The sequence below is a fragment of the Variovorax sp. PCZ-1 genome, assembly GCF_018413605.1.
In the GTDB taxonomy this organism is placed as follows: domain Bacteria; phylum Pseudomonadota; class Gammaproteobacteria; order Burkholderiales; family Burkholderiaceae_C; genus JANMDU01.
This window is the reverse complement of the sequence record NZ_JAHCDN010000001.1, coordinates 1,484,727-1,499,553: the sequence shown is the minus strand read 5'-3', so window position 1 is coordinate 1,499,553 and position 14,827 is coordinate 1,484,727. Positions and strand designations below refer to the sequence as shown.

17 protein-coding genes and 1 tRNA gene are annotated in these 14,827 nt (G+C 55.2%); 11 read left to right on the top strand and 7 right to left on the bottom strand.

All coding sequences use genetic code 11. The features are described 5' to 3' along the window. Positions 1–58 precede the first annotated feature (58 nt). The 5 genes from dnaB to KIH26_RS07175 all read left to right on the top strand — a co-directional run bounded on the left by dnaB (position 59) and on the right by KIH26_RS07175 (position 3,839). Complete coding sequence (gene dnaB / locus KIH26_RS07195; RefSeq protein WP_249660995.1) at positions 59–1,516, top strand: replicative DNA helicase; 1,458 nt, start codon at positions 59–61, stop codon at positions 1,514–1,516. Between the two features lie 32 nt (positions 1,517–1,548). Next, positions 1,549–1,622: transfer RNA gene (locus tag KIH26_RS07190), tRNA-Gly, on the top strand. Positions 1,623–1,669: 47 nt separating this feature from the next. Next, a complete protein-coding gene (locus tag KIH26_RS07185; protein WP_213443724.1) occupies positions 1,670–2,110 on the top strand; it encodes an acyl-CoA thioesterase in 441 nt (146 codons plus the stop codon). Beyond that, positions 2,107–3,057 carry a DMT family transporter gene (locus KIH26_RS07180; RefSeq protein WP_213443722.1) on the top strand — a complete coding sequence of 317 codons (951 nt, stop codon included), beginning with the start codon at positions 2,107–2,109 and terminating at the stop codon, positions 3,055–3,057. The genes KIH26_RS07185 and KIH26_RS07180 overlap by 4 nt, the downstream gene beginning before the upstream one ends. 59 nt (positions 3,058–3,116) lie before the next feature. Beyond that, positions 3,117–3,839, top strand: coding sequence for a hypothetical protein (locus KIH26_RS07175; RefSeq protein ID WP_249660993.1), 723 nt, complete (start codon positions 3,117–3,119; stop codon positions 3,837–3,839). Between the two features lie 85 nt (positions 3,840–3,924). Here KIH26_RS07175 and KIH26_RS07170 read toward each other — a convergent pair whose 3' ends face one another. The 4 genes from KIH26_RS07170 to KIH26_RS07155 all read right to left on the bottom strand — a co-directional run bounded on the left by KIH26_RS07170 (position 3,925) and on the right by KIH26_RS07155 (position 6,912). Continuing rightward, positions 3,925–4,668 carry an anti-sigma factor gene (locus KIH26_RS07170; RefSeq protein WP_213443721.1) on the bottom strand — a complete coding sequence of 248 codons (744 nt, stop codon included), beginning with the start codon at positions 4,666–4,668 and terminating at the stop codon, positions 3,925–3,927. Further along, positions 4,665–5,285, bottom strand: coding sequence for an RNA polymerase sigma factor (locus KIH26_RS07165; protein ID WP_213443720.1), 621 nt, complete (start codon positions 5,283–5,285; stop codon positions 4,665–4,667). Before KIH26_RS07165 ends, KIH26_RS07170 begins: the two co-directional genes overlap by 4 nt. A 75-nt stretch (positions 5,286–5,360) precedes the next feature. Next, positions 5,361–6,140 (bottom strand): response regulator, encoded by a 780-nt coding sequence (locus KIH26_RS07160; RefSeq protein ID WP_213443719.1) that lies wholly within the window; start codon positions 6,138–6,140, stop codon positions 5,361–5,363. Positions 6,141–6,240: 100 nt separating this feature from the next. Next, complete coding sequence (locus KIH26_RS07155) at positions 6,241–6,912, bottom strand: response regulator (protein ID WP_213443718.1); 672 nt, start codon at positions 6,910–6,912, stop codon at positions 6,241–6,243. A gap of 69 nt (positions 6,913–6,981) precedes the next feature. Between KIH26_RS07155 and tmk the strand changes: the two genes are divergently transcribed. The 5 genes from tmk (at position 6,982) to KIH26_RS07130 (ending at position 10,702) form a co-directional block, all read left to right on the top strand. Beyond that, positions 6,982–7,668 carry a dTMP kinase gene (gene tmk / locus KIH26_RS07150; protein WP_213443717.1) on the top strand — a complete coding sequence of 229 codons (687 nt, stop codon included), beginning with the start codon at positions 6,982–6,984 and terminating at the stop codon, positions 7,666–7,668. Next, positions 7,665–8,711: a DNA polymerase III delta subunit-related protein gene (locus KIH26_RS07145; RefSeq protein WP_213443715.1), complete on the top strand. Its 1,047-nt coding sequence runs from the start codon at positions 7,665–7,667 to the stop codon at positions 8,709–8,711. The genes tmk and KIH26_RS07145 overlap by 4 nt, the downstream gene beginning before the upstream one ends. Next, complete coding sequence (locus KIH26_RS07140) at positions 8,708–9,094, top strand: PilZ domain-containing protein (RefSeq protein WP_213443714.1); 387 nt, start codon at positions 8,708–8,710, stop codon at positions 9,092–9,094. Before KIH26_RS07145 ends, KIH26_RS07140 begins: the two co-directional genes overlap by 4 nt. A 91-nt stretch (positions 9,095–9,185) precedes the next feature. Continuing rightward, on the top strand, positions 9,186–10,016 hold the full coding sequence (locus KIH26_RS07135; protein WP_213443711.1) for a TatD family hydrolase: 831 nt from the start codon (positions 9,186–9,188) through the stop codon (positions 10,014–10,016). Between the two features lie 17 nt (positions 10,017–10,033). Then, the gene (locus KIH26_RS07130; RefSeq protein ID WP_213443710.1) at positions 10,034–10,702 is read left to right on the top strand and encodes an ankyrin repeat domain-containing protein; all 669 of its coding nucleotides are present in this window, start codon (positions 10,034–10,036) and stop codon (positions 10,700–10,702) included. A gap of 104 nt (positions 10,703–10,806) precedes the next feature. Here KIH26_RS07130 and KIH26_RS07125 read toward each other — a convergent pair whose 3' ends face one another. Continuing rightward, complete coding sequence (locus KIH26_RS07125; protein ID WP_503005081.1) at positions 10,807–12,081, bottom strand: mechanosensitive ion channel family protein; 1,275 nt, start codon at positions 12,079–12,081, stop codon at positions 10,807–10,809. Continuing rightward, complete coding sequence (locus KIH26_RS07120; RefSeq protein WP_213443708.1) at positions 12,078–12,890, bottom strand: enoyl-CoA hydratase; 813 nt, start codon at positions 12,888–12,890, stop codon at positions 12,078–12,080. The genes KIH26_RS07125 and KIH26_RS07120 overlap by 4 nt, the downstream gene beginning before the upstream one ends. Before the next feature lie 302 nt (positions 12,891–13,192). On the opposite strand from KIH26_RS07120, the gene KIH26_RS07115 reads away from it, so the two are divergent. Beyond that, positions 13,193–13,684 carry a C40 family peptidase gene (locus KIH26_RS07115; RefSeq protein ID WP_213444762.1) on the top strand — a complete coding sequence of 164 codons (492 nt, stop codon included), beginning with the start codon at positions 13,193–13,195 and terminating at the stop codon, positions 13,682–13,684. Here KIH26_RS07115 and KIH26_RS07110 read toward each other — a convergent pair. Further along, entirely contained in the window at positions 13,681–14,787 is a 1,107-nt protein-coding gene (locus tag KIH26_RS07110) for an ABC transporter substrate-binding protein (RefSeq protein WP_213443707.1), read from the bottom strand. The genes KIH26_RS07115 and KIH26_RS07110 overlap by 4 nt on opposite strands. Between the last annotated feature and the right edge of the window lie 40 nt (positions 14,788–14,827).

Below are 14,827 nucleotides of genomic sequence, written 5' to 3'. Positions count from 1 at the left end.
ACTGCTTTTGCACAGACTTATCCACAGGGCGTTTGCAAAGCTGCATCACAATGGCGGCATGTCTGAAGAAATGATTTTGACCGACGATGATTTTGCTGCATCGTCTGAATATTCCGCAGCTCCTGCACCTGATTTTTCGCAAGATGCGCTGATCGCGCAGCTGCGCGTGCCACCGCATAGCGTGGAGGCCGAGTCGAGCGTGCTCGGCGGCCTGCTGCTCGATAACGGCGCTTGGGATCGCGTGGGTGATTTGCTGATCGACACGGATTTTTATCGCTACGAGCATCGCTTGGTCTATGGCGCGATTGCCTATCTGATCAATGGCAGCAAGCCGGCCGATGTGATCACGGTGTTTGAGCGCTTGCAATCTGAGGGTAAAGCGGAAGAGATTGGTGGGCTGATTTATCTCAACCAACTCGCGCAATACGTGCCCAGTGCAGGCAATATCCGCCGCTACGCCGAGATCGTGCGCGAGCGCTCGATCCTGCGCAAGCTCGTGGGCGCGAGCGATGAAATTTCCAGCAGCGCTTTCAGCACGCAGGGCAGAGCAGTCGCCGAGATTTTGGATGAAGCCGAGCGCAAGATTTTTGCGATTGGCGAAGAGGGCTCTCGCCTGAAGCAAGGCTTTCATTCGATGGAAAGCTTGGTCACGCAGCTGATTGAGCGCGTGGAAGAGATGTCGAAGAATCCAAACGACATCACGGGCGTGCCCACAGGTTTTTATGATTTTGACCGCATGACTTCGGGCATGCAGGCGGGTGATTTGATTGTGCTTGCGGCGCGTCCGTCGATGGGTAAAACATCGCTCGCTATCAACATTGCCGAACACGTTGCTTTGAACGAAGGCTTGCCTGTTGCCGTGTTCTCGATGGAGATGGGCGCATCGCAGCTTGCCGTACGTATCGTTGGCTCGATTGGGCGGATTGACCAAGGCCATTTGCGTACGGGTAAGTTGAATGATGACGAATGGCCGCGTTTGGTCGAAGCGATTGAGAAGCTGCGCAATGTGTCGCTCCACATCGACGAAACGCCCGGCCTCACACCTTCTGAGTTGCGCGCCAATGCACGCCGCTTGGCGCGCCAAATGGGCGGCAAGCTTGGCCTGATCGTGGTGGATTATTTGCAGCTCATGACCGGCAGCCGAGGCAGCGATGGCGATAACCGCGCCACCGAGCTGGGCGAAATCTCTCGCGGCCTGAAGATGCTGGCCAAAGAACTGCAATGCCCCGTTATCGCGCTCTCCCAGCTCAATCGCGGTGTGGAGCAGCGCACAGATAAACGCCCCATGATGAGCGATTTGCGTGAATCTGGCGCGATCGAGCAGGATGCCGATGTGATCATGTTCATCTACCGCGATGATTACTACAACAAAGACAGCAAAGAACCCGGTGTGGCCGAGATCATCATCGCCAAGCAGCGTAATGGCCCCACGGGCACTTGCAAGCTCGCCTTCTTGAAACCGATCACGAAGTTTGAGAATTTAGCGCCGGGCTATGGCTCATCGGATGATTTTTAAGCACTGGATTTAAGCGCTAAACTAACACTCATGCGGGTGTAGTTCAATGGTAGAACGCTAGCTTCCCAAGCTCGATACGAGGGTTCGATCCCCTTCACCCGCTCCAGATTTTTAAGCCCCTGAGCTGTTCTGTGGGCTTTTTCTTTTCGAGCTATGAGCAACATTCGCCCCAGCCCCGAACCCCGCATCGCCTACCGCGCCTTTATGTCCATCACCACCCGCTGGATGGATAACGATGTGTATGGGCATGTGAATAACGTCGTTTATTACTCGTGGTTTGACACCGCGGTGAATGGCCATTTGATCGCGCAGGGCGCTTTAGATATTCATGCGGGTGCTTCAATTGGCCTCGTGGTGGAGACGCAATGCCATTACTTCGCGCCGATCGCTTTCCCGCAAAAAGTCACAGCAGGCATCCGCGTGGCACATATTGGTAAAAGCAGTGTGCGCTATGAGGTGGGTTTGTTTGCTGATGATGAAGAAATGTGCGCTGCGAAAGGCCATTTCGTGCATGTGTATGTGAACCGCGAAACCCGCAGGCCGACCGAGCTGCCGCCCGCGCTCTTGCAAGCTGTGCAGGCTTTGCTGGCATGACAGCACCGCAAGCTTTCCCTCGGCTCGTCTCCATCGGCATCTTGCTCTTGCTGGGCTTGGTATTTGCATCCAACCATATCGCCGCGCGTTTCGCGTTTGATCATGGCACAGGCTTGGTCACAGCGGTGCTCGTGCGCTCAGGAATCACAGCTTTGATTTTGCTCGGCGTGGTGCTTTGGTTGAAAGCGCCGCTGCAACTGGCCGCTTATCAAGTGCCCAAGCGCTGGGTGTGGGCACTCGGCGCTTTGATCGCCTTGCAAAGTCTGCTGCTGTATTCCGCTGTGGCGCGCATTCCTGTGGCGCTGGCGCTTTTGGTCTTCAATCTATTTCCAGCGCTGTTTACTTTGCTCAATTGGTTGCTCGGTGGCCCGCGCCCGAGTGCGCGCACGGCGGGCCTGATTGCACTGATCATCACTGGCTTGGCACTCGCTTTGGATTTGCCCGGCCAGCTGGCCAAGCCCGGTGCGGGTAGTGCAACTTTCTGGGCAGGCGTAGGCTTTGGTTTTGGCGCGGCCAGCGTGTTTGCTGTCGCGCTGCGCGTGACGGAATTCAAGCTCAAAGCGCTCACAGGCGCAGTGCGCAGCTTTTGGACGATGGGTTTGGTGACACTCATGCTTGGCGCTCTGAGCATGATCGTGCTCGCAGGCGGCGCAGGCGAGGGGGCAGGCCAGTGGCTCAGCCGCAGCTTGCATTGGCCCAGCGATTGGATCGGCTGGGCAGGCTTGGCTGGCCTCACGCTATGCTATGGCAGCGCTTTTTCTTTCTTCTTTGCTCTGATGCCGCGCCTAGATATGGCGCGCAATGCCCCTGCTTCCAACATTGAACCCGTGGCCGCGCTCATCCTCGGCTGGAGCCTGCTTGGCCAAAGTATGAGCGTGATGCAGCTTGTGGGCGCGGCCACCGTGGTATTGGGGATTGTGCTGTTGGCACTAAGCTCATCTAAATGATGGTTGTTGCTTTCATCAACTGCTTAGATAATGCCGTTTTAATAATAATTGCTTAAGCTATGTTCAAGTCTCTCAGAAACGCGCTCGGTTTGGGTAAAGGAAAAGCCGATGAGTCCGCGGTGACGCGCTCACCGTCGTCCTATTTAGCTGGGCAAGGCAATGGCTCGCAGTTGAACAAGGTGTCTGAATGGGCGAGCATGCAAGGCTTGTCTTACACCCATCTCAGCGGCAAAGGCTACAGCGTGGATGGCAAGATCAATGGCAAGCCTTGGAAACTAGAGCAGGGCAAACCTTCACGCGATTTCATCCATGGCATTGAGCTGCGGGCGCGCGGCGAAATGGGTGTGCGCGACGATGTCGCAGTGATGGTGATGTCGCGTGAGCTCAAAAACGAGCTAGACAAGCGCGCATTCTCCCTTTACACCGACACATTGCAAACACAGGTGGATCCGCACTTGCCCGAGGAGATGCGCTGGCTGTCCATGTATGAAGAGGTGGGTTGGGAAGAGCTAGGGCAGGTGTTTTTAGATCGTTATGCCATTCTTGCTGATGAGAAAAGCAATGCCGCCCAGTGGATCACTTCCGAGCTGGCTGGGCAATTGCTCACATGGCCAAGCAGCGAGCCTGGTGTGCCCCGCGTGCTGATGGTGCTGCGCGGCAAGGTGTATCTGCGCATGCAGATCAATGAAGGCGATATTCCCACACTTGAGCACGCCACGCGTGTATTCACCACCGCCTGCGATGCAGCAGTGGCCGCTTTTTCTACAGATCTAGCCGTCTAGATTCGCTATTATTTTGATAGCTGCTTACGCAGATTCTGCGCCGGCTATCGGCCTAAAAAACCACGATTTTCATGGTGTGCAGTGTTCACCATAGCTTCGCGCATTGACCCGTCAGCACCACTTCACCGGGCAAACCAGGCTGTGCAGCATTGGCTTGCGTGACGGCAAGCTTGCTCACCTTGGACAAGAGCTTTTCTGAGGTGTCTGGCAGCATGGCGATGCTGCTGCCTTGAACAGGGACTTGGGCCAGCAGGAAAGCTTTGCCACCGTTGACATCTGCTGGCGGCAACGCCCACAGTTGCAATGGCGTCGCAGCCGAACCTAAATGGCCTTGACCAATCACTTTGAGCGTGACGGTTTTGCCATGGCGCAGAGAGCTGACCAAGAGGCGGCCATTGCCTTGCGTGTCAGTTAAAACGCCCACATAGCTTTGCGGCAGCTTCTCGCCCGAGCGCATGGCGATTTGGTCAGCTGTGAAGAAGAGGGTGGGCGCGGTGAACAGAGCTGCTGCGCTGAGCGCAACACCCGCAGCAATACCACCCAAACCCCAACTCGCGGGGCGCAGCCATGACCAGCCAGATGCTTGTTGTTGCACAGCGCTGGGCTGGGTTTGCGCAGCAATGGCTTTCCAAACCTGAGCTTTGGGCTGCACTGGGGAAACGCTGTTTGCCAGTGGCGCAAGCCGTGCTTCCCATGTGGCAACCGCCATGCGTACATCGGCGCGATCTGCGAGCAGCCGCACAAAGCGGCGGCGCGCGCCACCCTGCAGCGTACCCAAGGCGTATTCGGCAGCCAAGCGGTCAATGAGTTGGGGCGAGCTGTATCTCATGCGCTCGCTCCGTTGGCATCCGTTACACCAGCGCGCGCCAAGCAATCTTTGAGCTTGTCCAAGCCCCGGCGCACCCAAGCTTTGACGCTACCCATCGGTGAGCCCATTTGCTCAGAGGCTTCCGAATGCGTCAGACCTTGGTAGTAACACAGCGCCAAAGCTTGCCGCTGCGGGGCACTTAAAGCCTTCATACAAGCATCGATGTGCAAGCCCTCAAAAGCCGTGCTGAGTTCATCCAAAGCACTCGGGGCAGTTTCAGCCAAGCGCGTAGGCGCGCGATCAAATTCATCGCCTTCTGAAATAAATTCATCTTCCCGCAGGCGGGTTTGTTTGCGCAGCGCATCCAGTGCTTTGTTGCGCACAATGGCGATCAGCCACGTCATGGGAGACAGCGCTTGGCCATCCACCATGGCTTTGTATTGCGAAGCATTCTTCCAAATGCTCACATAAGCCTCCTGCAAGGCATCATCCGCTGCGTGTTCATGCCCCAACATACGCAGTGCCACGCCATACAGATGCGCACTGGTGAGCTGATAGACCTTGGCAAAGCTTGCGTGATCACCGCGGCCAGCCGCCAAAAGCAGCTGCTGAAGATGATGGGAAGCATCTTGACTCATGACATTCGGGAAGATCGTTTGCTATAAAATGATGAGCATTCTGCGCAGGATTTGCGCCGCCAAACGGCTGTTTTCTTACTGAATTTTAGCCAAAAGCTCGTTGAGTCTTGAAGGATCCAGCGGTTTACCAAGCGCGGTGCACCCATTGACCCTGGCACTCATCCGCGTGGTGAAGCTCATACGGTGTTGTGTGAGGAGTTTCAGGCGCGGGCTACCAGCTTGCGCCAACACGGTCCACGGGTCACCGCCGGGCAAATCCAAGTCAACCACCACCATGTCATAGCCCATACGCTGCAGGCGCTCAGGCGACAAATAATCTTTGGCCTCCAGCACATTTTCGGCCTCGTCGATGTGCGTGATTCCGAAAGAAGAGAGTTTGGTGCGCAAATACAAGCGCGAATCGCTGTCTGCATCGGCCAGCAATACGCGGCGCAAATGATGCTCAGGAAACATGTGCGCCCCCGTCGATTCGAGCACGGAAGGCCAGGTATCGTGACCGAAATCAAGATCAACCCGATCTGCGCCTGGCGTGAAATACTCATCCATACAAGACAACAACTGCGGCCAAGAAACAGGACGCTGAAAAGAGCGCCAGGCTTTGGCTGGAGAAATCGAGCCCACCCAAACGATCCCAATGCCGCCAAGGGCTTCCAGCTCCGCCAAAGCTTCACTCGCATCGGGGCTGGCACCATCGATCAATGCCAATCGAGGCGCGGTGGGTGAGTTTGAAGCCCAAGGCTCATAGCTCCATTCGCGAGCAGACAAGCGATCTTGCGACAGGCGAAACGCCGTGTTGAGCGCATGGCGCTCAACACTGCTGAATCCCACCACACGAACGAAGACACGTTGCATCATGTGTGAATCATAGCTTTGGAATCAGGAATAGTGATAAATATCACGTTTTTCTCCGCTCTCTTGCGCAACTGTATGGTGCGCAAGAGACAAAGCCATGACACTAAAGTTGCGCCAGCAGTTCTGAGAGCTCTCCGGGATGTGGAGGCTTAGAGAGAAAAGCATCTGCGCCCGCCATCTTGGCGCGCATTTTGTCGATCACGCCAGAGCGGCTGGTGATGATGTAGATACGAGGCTGTTTGCTTCCCATCTGGCGTGTGTGCGTGCGTATGGCTCGACAAACTTCATAGCCGTTTTGCGCACCCATATCGATATCCAGCAACACCGCATCAAATCGCTGTGACATCACCAACTCCAAAGCCTGCTCACCGTTGGCAGCTTCAAGCAGCTGCAAATGCCCGCGTAGCATGAGACGGGCGCGCAAATACAAGCGCACAGTCGCATCGTCATCCACAACCAACACGCGCTTGGGTTGTGGGCCGTCTCTGGGCGAGCGCCCTGTTGCGGGCATAGGCGCAATGATGGCTTGCGCAGCAGAGACTTTCACCTCTGGTGCCGCAGAGCGCACATACGTTTGAGCAGGCAAGCCAGCAGGCTGGGTATCGGCATATTCTCGCCTGGCATCTGGGCTGCGATGGGGCTGGCGTGGCTCGCCCAGGGGAAACAAATCTTGTGGCAGCGTTGAGCCAGCGCCCATGCGGCCATCGTCGTCATCACCGGTACCGATCACCAGATCGTCAGGCAATTCAAATTCTGGTGTCTGGCCGCGCTTCATCACCACAATATTGTGGCATCTGTATCGCCCCGAACGAAATGGCAGTGCGAATAAGCCACAATACTTCTTATGACAGGTGTATTCATTAGTTTTGAGGGCATTGATGGCGCGGGAAAATCCTCGCACATTCAGGCTTTGGCGCAGGCCTTTGGCGCTTCATCCAGCTCGGCTGCGAGCTCTGGCCGTCAAGTCGTGCTCACGCGCGAACCGGGCGGCACGGCGCTGTCTGAAAAACTCCGCGAATTGATCTTGCACGCGCCGATGGATGCGCTCACTGAAGCACTCTTGGTGTTTGCTGCACGGCGCGAACACATCGTGCAGGTGATCGCGCCCGCGCTCGCACGGGGCGATGTGGTGCTGTGCGATCGTTTCACGGATGCGAGCTTTGCCTATCAAGGCGCAGGGCGTGGCTTTGATTTGGAGACGCTATCAAAACTAGAGCATTCTGCGCAGGATTTACGCCGGCTATCTGCCGATTTGGCATCAAAAATACGCTTAAAACATGGCATCCTACAACCAGACCTGACGCTGTTGTTTGAAGTGCCCCCGCAAGTCGCTGCTCAGCGCTTGGCGCAAGCTCGCCAGCCTGATAAGTTTGAATCGCAGGATGTGGCGTTTTTCGAGCGTGTGGCCAGCGGTTATGCGGCGAGGGCCGCAGCTGATCCGCAGCGCTTTGTGCGCATCAATGGCCATCAGAGCTTGGAACATGTACGCGCTGATGTGATGGCAGCCGTGAAAGCGCGGGGCTATTTATGACCGACGTGACTGAAGACGAAGGCCCCCTCGATCACCCAGACACGTTGCCAGCTTGGCTGGCCGAGCAGCGCAGCCATCTGCTGAGCCTGCCTGCTCACGCCCTGTTGCTGCACGGCCCCTCGGGCTTGGGGCAATACGAGTTGGCCTTATCGCTGGCCCAATCATGGCTGTGTGAGAAGCCTGGGCGAGAGCAGGGTGAGCCTGCATGCGGGATGTGCCCCAGTTGCCAGCAAGTGCATTCGCGAGGCCACACCGATTTGGTGGTGCTCATGCCGGAAACCTTGATGCTTTCTCTGGGCTGGCCTTTGAGTGAAAAAGCACAGAAAGACATTGACGATAAAAAACGCAAAGCCTCCCAAGAAATCCGTATTGAGAGTGTGCGCGAGGCTGTGCAATTTGCCGAACTCACCAGCGGGCGAGGGCGCGGCAAGGTGATCTTGGTCTATCCCGCCGAGGCCATGAACGCTGCATCGGCCAACGCCCTGCTCAAAACCTTGGAAGAGCCACAAGGCAGCCTGCGTTTCGTTCTCGCCACAGAAGCCGCCCACGAGCTCTTACCCACCATCCGCAGCCGCTGCCAAGCCTTCGCATTGGCCGAGCCCACGCCCAACCAAGCCTTGGCTTGGCTCACCCAATACGTGCCCGGTGCATCGCCCACGGATCGAGAAACTGCGCTTCATGCCAGCGGCAACCGCCCCATGGATGCTGCAAAAATCATAGCTTCTGGCGCACATTCTGTCTGGGCTGCACTGCCTTTGGCTTTGCAAAAAGGTCGGGTAGATGCCGTCTCGGGCATGAGCGGAGCGCAACTGCTGGATGCGCAGCACAAGCTTTGTCACGATCTGTGGGCCGTCAAGCTCGGCGCCGCGCCGCGCTTTTACGCTGCGCAAGATTTGCCCAAGCCACCCCCTGCCAGGGCTTTGGCGGCCTGGGCAGAGCAGCTCAAAACCCTCTCCCGCCGCATTGATCACCCCTTCAAACCCGAGTTGTTGATCGAAGATATGGTGCAACAGGCCAAACAATGTATAAACTCTAGAGTATGAGTTCACCTGCCACAGCATCTACCGCCCCCGGCGTAGGCACCACGCCACGCCCCAGCGTGATCCAGCTCGCCATCAAGGAAAAAGCGGCTTTGTACGCGGCTTATATTTCATCGTTCACCGAGGGCGGCATGTTCATCCCCTCGGCCAAGGAATACAAACTCGGCGATGACGTGTATGTGCTCATCACTTTGCCTGAAGATCCCCAGCGCTATCCCGTCGCAGGAAAAGTCGCTTGGATCACACCCGCCAAAGCTGCTGGCAACCGCACACAAGGCATCGGCATTCGCTTTCCCACCGATGAAAAATCCAAGTTGCTCAAAATCAAAATCGAGCAACTTCTGGGCGCGCATCTCGGCTCTGAGCGGCCGACGCAGACGATTTAATTTCGTTAGCGATGACAAAATGCTATTAATTAAATAGCACTTCGCGCAGATTCTACGCCGGCGATATGCCGATTTGCCTTAAAATCTGCCCATGTTTACCGATTCCCATTGTCATCTGAATTTCCCCGAGCTCAGAGGTGAACTGCACGCGATTCGTGAGGCCATGGCCACCGCGCAAGTGACGCGCGCTCTGTGTATTTGCACCACGATTGAAGAATTCCCCGAAGTGCACAGCCTCGCCACGGAACACAGCAATTTCTGGAGCACCGTGGGTGTCCACCCAGATAACGAAGGCATCTACGAGCCCACGCTAGATGATTTGGTGCAGCGCTCCAAGCTCCCCAAAGTTGTGGCCATTGGCGAGACGGGCCTAGACTATTACGACATGGCCGGCCGCAAAGGCGGCCGCACAGTAGCTGATATGCAATGGCAACGCGAGCGCTTTCGCACTCACATTCGCGCCGCGCGACAGACCGACTTACCTCTCATCATCCACACACGCTCAGCCTCCGAAGACACGATTTCGATTTTGAAAGAAGAGGGTGGCTTTGCTCATGCGACAAAGCAGGGCGCGGATACCCTTCCCTTGGCCAAAGGCGTTTTCCACTGCTTCACTGAAAACATGGCCGTGGCCAAAGCCGCGCTCGATCTGGATTTCTACATCAGCTTCTCTGGCATCCTCACCTTCAAAGCCGCTCAAGAGTTGCGCGATGTGGCGGCTTATGTGCCGCTGGAGCGCTGCTTGATTGAGACAGACAGCCCCTATCTCGCGCCTACGCCTTATCGCGGGAAAACGAATAATCCGAGTTATGTGCCCTTCGTCGCAAAGCAAATCGCCCAGCTCAAAGGCATTTCCGTTGAAGCCGTGGCACACGCCACCAGCGAGAATTTTGATAGACTGTTTCCCCGAGTTTTAGCCTGATAAAGCGGAGTCAAATCATGATAATTCACTTTAAATATCTGAAAAAGATTATTGTTTTTATTGGATTATTTTCTTCGCAATGGGTTTGGGCTGGCGCTTACGAAGATTTCTTCAGCGCAATCAAGCGAGACGATGCAAATGCTGTTCAAAGCCTGCTTCAACGCGGTTTTGATCCCAATACCCGAGATCCTAAAAATTTTCACGGTCTGTTTATTGCCTTACGTGAGCCGTCGCCCAAGGTCGCTCAAATCCTTATCAAAGCCCCAAAAATCGACCTCAATCCCATCACAGCCGATGGCGAAACACCGCTGATGATGGCCGTCTTCCGTGGCCAAACAGAGCTTGCCATTGCCATGATCGACAAAGGCGCCGACGTGAATAAACCTGGCTGGGCGCCTTTGCATTACGCCGCCACCGCTGGCAATGTCCAGCTCATCAAAATCCTGCTCGAAAACCACGCCTACATCGATGCAGAAAGCCCCAACAAAACTACGCCACTCATGATGGCCGCGCATTACGGCACATCCGGCGCTGTCAAACTCTTGCTAGAAGAAGGCGCCGATGTCAGCCTGAAAAACGAACTCGGCCTAACCGCCATCGATTTCGCTCAACAAGCCAAGAAACAAGACTCCGTGGATGTGATTGCCGCTTTCATCCGAGCGCAGCAGCCTAAAGGCAAGTGGTAGTGATTCCCAAGCCATATCTTTTGGCCATGAATTAATAATACGATGTATATTATGTAAAGTTAAAGATGATTGATTTCAAAGAGCATCTTGGAAATCAATCATCTTTACGGCGTTTGAAGCATCCGCACTACTCGCTGCGGATATGGGATATCAATGTTGGCTTGGCGTAACGCAGCAATGATGGCGATGTGGACTTCGCTTTTGACATTGAGCTGGCCGTTTTCAGGATCGCTGATCCAAAAGCAGAGGCTGAACTCTAGGCCATCGAGCGCAAAGTTGGCCAGGTGTGCGACTGGCGCTGGCTCTTTTAAGACGCGGTCACTGCTGGCCGCTGAATCGCACAAAATCTTTTGAATTTGCGCCACATCGGAGTCATAGCCCACAGTGATATTCGTAACGACCAAGACTTTGGGGTCGCTGAGCGACAAGTTTTCTACGCGTTCGGTGATGACTTTCTCATTGGGCACAATAGCTTCCCGCCCATTCACGCTACGGATCATGGTGTAGCGGGTTTTGATGTCTGTCACACGGCCTTCAAAGCCGTCGATCTTCACGTTATCGCCAATGCGCAAGCTGCGCTCGAGCAAGATCACAAAGCCGCTCACATAGTTGGAGGCAAGTTTTTGCAGACCAAAGCCTAAGCCTACGCCGAGTGCGCCGCCGAGTACGGACAGTGCGGTGAGATCTACGCCAAGCGCTGACAGCGCAAACAGCAAGCCAACGATCAGCAACAACATGCGGATCGCATTGGTAGCCACTTTGCGCAGTGACAAATCCTCCACTGCATCAGACAAGAGTCGTTTTTCAATCGCGGCAGAAACCCACAGGCTGAGAACGATCACCAACAGCGCGGCCAAAATGCCTTCGAACATACCGAGCAAGCTCACTTTCGATTTGCCCAAGCTGAATTGGATGGCCTCGAGTTCAGCCGTCACGATAGGCAAAACGCCCGCCAGCCAGAGCACGATACCCAACCATACGAACCAGGAGAAAAAGCGCTCGATCAGTCGCCCAGCTGTAGAGTCCGGATAAGCCAGAGCGACGACGCGCGCTATCAATCGAATAGCAGCTAGCGCACACAGCATAAGGGTCGCGACGCGAAACAATGCATATTCCGGTGTGGAAAACACCGTGACGCGCAAGACATAGACCAGCGCCAAGCTGATCAGCGGAAACAAGATGCCATCAATGCCGCGCCGGCCAAACAAGACGGAATCTGCGCCCTGCTCGTTGTTGTGATGAAGCGTACGACGCAGCAACCACACAACAAACCAAGCAGCTATCAAACAGCCCACCAGAGCAAGGAGCTCCAACACGAAACCCTCGCGGTTGAAATCGGCCAGCAAGGCCTTGAAATAGTTCTGTTGACTCATATTCATACGGTTTTCCAGCCCGGTATTCGTTTCTCAACGAAGGCTTGTACGCCCTCTTTCGCTGATGCATCCATCATGTTGGCTGCCATGGTTTGCCCTGCAAGCGCATACGCAGCCTCTAAGTTCAGGCCTTGCTGACGCAGCACCAATTCTTTGCCCATTTGTAGAGCGAGACGAGGCTTATTGACGATTTGAGATACGAGTTTTTCAACTTCTGCATCCAATGCAGACTCAGATTCGTCAGTCGCCACGGCGTTGACCAAGCCAAATTGCAAAGCGGTGCTTGCGTCAACGAATTCACCTGTGATGAGCATCTGCATAGCATGCTTGTGCAGGATGGTTCGCGTGAGCGGTACAGAAGGCGTGCTGCAAAACAAACCGTAGTGAATGCCGCTTGTGGCAAAGCGCGCCAGCGGCGAGCAAACTGCCAAGTCGCATTGAGCGGCCAGCTGGCAGCCTGCGGCTGTAGCGATGCCATGCACCCTTGCGATCACGGGCACAGGCAGCTTGGCGATGCTCAGCATCATCTTGGAGCATTGTTTGAAGAGCTGCTGGTAATAGGCTTCGTCAGCATGCGCGGCCATATCTTTGAGGTTGTGACCGGGGCAAAAGGCTTTGCCCTGAGCGGCGAGCACTACGGCTCGGGCGCCGTCATCTTTGGCAACAGCATCCAACGCCTGTTGCAGCGCAGCAATCATATGCGTGCTCAGAGCGTTGTAGTTTTCGGGCTGATTCAAGGTAAGTGTTATCACGCCGCGTGCATCGCGTTGGCGAATCACGAGATCCGTGGATGCAGTTTCAAGGGTGGGTTTCATAGAGCAATGAGCATAAGCTGAAACAATGAAATCGATTTGCTGGCACATTGTAGGCTGGTACTCAGGGAAAGCGATAGGTTTTTTTGAGCCTGATTTTCAGGATTTTTACAACAAATCATAGACTTACAGAAATATTCTCACTTGTTTTCTAGGTGTTGAGCAAATATAATCCACGCATGGTCTTTAAAGCAGTAACGCCGTCTTATGCCCGTGCCAAGTTGCGCTTGGCTGGTGCGTGCGCGGCTTTCGCTTGCATCACTGCCATGCCTGCCCTTGCGCAGCATGGCAACAGCAGCGATGACATGTCCATCTTCCTCCAAGACAAAGGTTTGATAGGCAAGCTTGGCGATCAAGTCTCTGCCGCAGGCAAGGTGGTGAGTGACAAGGCTTCGGAGCTTGTGGTCAATGCTATGGGTTTCCTAGGTGTGCCCTATAAGCGTGGTGGCAATTCCTTTGAGCAAGGCCTGGATTGCAGCGGCTTTGTGCGCTTGATGTATGAGCAAACGGTCGGCTTGGTCCTGCCACGCCGCTCTGCTGAACAAGCGGCGGCTACGCAGCCGATTGATAAATCAGAGCTCCAACCGGGCGATTTGGTGTTTTTCAACACGCTCAAATCGGCCTTCAGCCACGTCGGCATCTATGTGGGTGACAACAAATTCATTCATTCACCCCGCTCTGGCGGTGTGATTCGTGTGGAAGACATGCGTGTGAGCTATTGGCAAACGCGCTTCGATGGCGCAAGACGTGTAGATGCCAATGCCGTGGGCGTAAAAACGGCGACGCAGCAGCGTTAAGCCTTGAGTCTTTGTAGGCTGCGATAAGCCAGCGTGTTATTCACGCTTTTCAACACCTCAATTTTTTCCAAGCGCAAAGCTGGCTCAGCATCATGCATGGCCTGCAGCAAATTGCTGGCAAGCAGGGGCGCGCAAATGCCATCGCTAGAAAAAGCCAAGCGCAGCCGCTCGAAACTGGCCACAAAGCTCTGCGCATCCATGCCCAGTGTGTTCTCCGGCAAACTTTCTTGTAAGCGCAGCATATCTCGCAAGCTGGCCTGCGCCAACCATTGCAAAGCTTGCAACATCGCATCGCTGCAGGCCTGTGCAGTACCCGGAAAGCGTTGCAGAAAATCTTGTGGCGCAGCCAAGCAACTGGAGGGTAGATGCATGCCTAAGACGTCGTAAGCCGATGGCGGGCTGCGCAGGTCGGCCACGATGTGTAACTCGCCCCGCTGCTCTTGCTGGAGCATCAGTGGATCCATATGAATGAGGGCATCAATCTGCCCAGAGCGCAGCGCTGCTTGTGCACTGGCAGGGCTGCCTACACTGACAAACCCCAAATCGCTCGCGCGCAAACCTGCTCGGCGCATTGCTGCGAGTGCCACGGTATGGGTTGGAGAATTGAGCGCCACCACGCCTATTTTTTTCCCACGAAGCTGAGCCAAACCGATGGCAGGTTGATTTTGTATTGGCCGATGAGGCACACCCAGAGCCATCATCGGCGTGATGCCCAGCAGCACAAAACTTTGCATACCCAATGCCCGACCCGATGCACTGAGCACGTTTTCCAGCCAAGTGCAAACCAAGTCTGCCTGCCCCGCCCCAACCGCAGTGATCGCACGCGCTGCGCTTTGTTGCTCACTGATCTGCAACTCCAGGCCTTGCTGGGCGAAAAAGCCTTTATGTTGCGCTACCAGCAGCGGTAAATAGGGCAACGCAGCTGGGTTCGTTGTGGCAATCGTGATGTTGCGCTTTTCAGGCTTGGGCGCAGCAATACCTTTGCCTATTGAGTTCTGCGTCGAAAACCCTGATACCGCTAATGCAGCGGCCGCTTTTGCGAAGCCTAGCAGCCGCTCTCTTCGCTGCGCGTTGATGTTTCCCTGATTATTTTTGCTTGTCATGCAGATGAATTTATCTGCAATATGGCTTTCCTACATCGGG

Coding starts and splice junctions, on each gene's coding strand:
- KIH26_RS07170 (WP_213443721.1), bottom strand. CDS start 4,668: ATGAGATACAGCTCGCCCCAACTCATTGACCGCTTGGCTGCCGAATAC.
- KIH26_RS07160 (WP_213443719.1), bottom strand. CDS start 6,140: ATGATGCAACGTGTCTTCGTTCGTGTGGTGGGATTCAGCAGTGTTGAG.
- KIH26_RS07155 (WP_213443718.1), bottom strand. CDS start 6,912: ATGAAGCGCGGCCAGACACCAGAATTTGAATTGCCTGACGATCTGGTG.
- KIH26_RS07140 (WP_213443714.1), top strand. CDS start 8,708: ATGAGTTCACCTGCCACAGCATCTACCGCCCCCGGCGTAGGCACCACG.
- KIH26_RS07120 (WP_213443708.1), bottom strand. CDS start 12,890: ATGAAACCCACCCTTGAAACTGCATCCACGGATCTCGTGATTCGCCAA.
- tmk (WP_213443717.1), top strand. CDS start 6,982: ATGACAGGTGTATTCATTAGTTTTGAGGGCATTGATGGCGCGGGAAAA.
- KIH26_RS07145 (WP_213443715.1), top strand. CDS start 7,665: ATGACCGACGTGACTGAAGACGAAGGCCCCCTCGATCACCCAGACACG.
- KIH26_RS07180 (WP_213443722.1), top strand. CDS start 2,107: ATGACAGCACCGCAAGCTTTCCCTCGGCTCGTCTCCATCGGCATCTTG.
- KIH26_RS07135 (WP_213443711.1), top strand. CDS start 9,186: ATGTTTACCGATTCCCATTGTCATCTGAATTTCCCCGAGCTCAGAGGT.
- KIH26_RS07185 (WP_213443724.1), top strand. CDS start 1,670: ATGAGCAACATTCGCCCCAGCCCCGAACCCCGCATCGCCTACCGCGCC.
- KIH26_RS07110 (WP_213443707.1), bottom strand. CDS start 14,787: ATGACAAGCAAAAATAATCAGGGAAACATCAACGCGCAGCGAAGAGAG.
- KIH26_RS07115 (WP_213444762.1), top strand. CDS start 13,193: ATGTCCATCTTCCTCCAAGACAAAGGTTTGATAGGCAAGCTTGGCGAT.
- dnaB (WP_249660995.1), top strand. CDS start 59: ATGTCTGAAGAAATGATTTTGACCGACGATGATTTTGCTGCATCGTCT.
- KIH26_RS07175 (WP_249660993.1), top strand. CDS start 3,117: ATGTTCAAGTCTCTCAGAAACGCGCTCGGTTTGGGTAAAGGAAAAGCC.
- KIH26_RS07125 (WP_503005081.1), bottom strand. CDS start 12,081: ATGAATATGAGTCAACAGAACTATTTCAAGGCCTTGCTGGCCGATTTC.
- KIH26_RS07165 (WP_213443720.1), bottom strand. CDS start 5,285: ATGAGTCAAGATGCTTCCCATCATCTTCAGCAGCTGCTTTTGGCGGCT.
- KIH26_RS07130 (WP_213443710.1), top strand. CDS start 10,034: ATGATAATTCACTTTAAATATCTGAAAAAGATTATTGTTTTTATTGGA.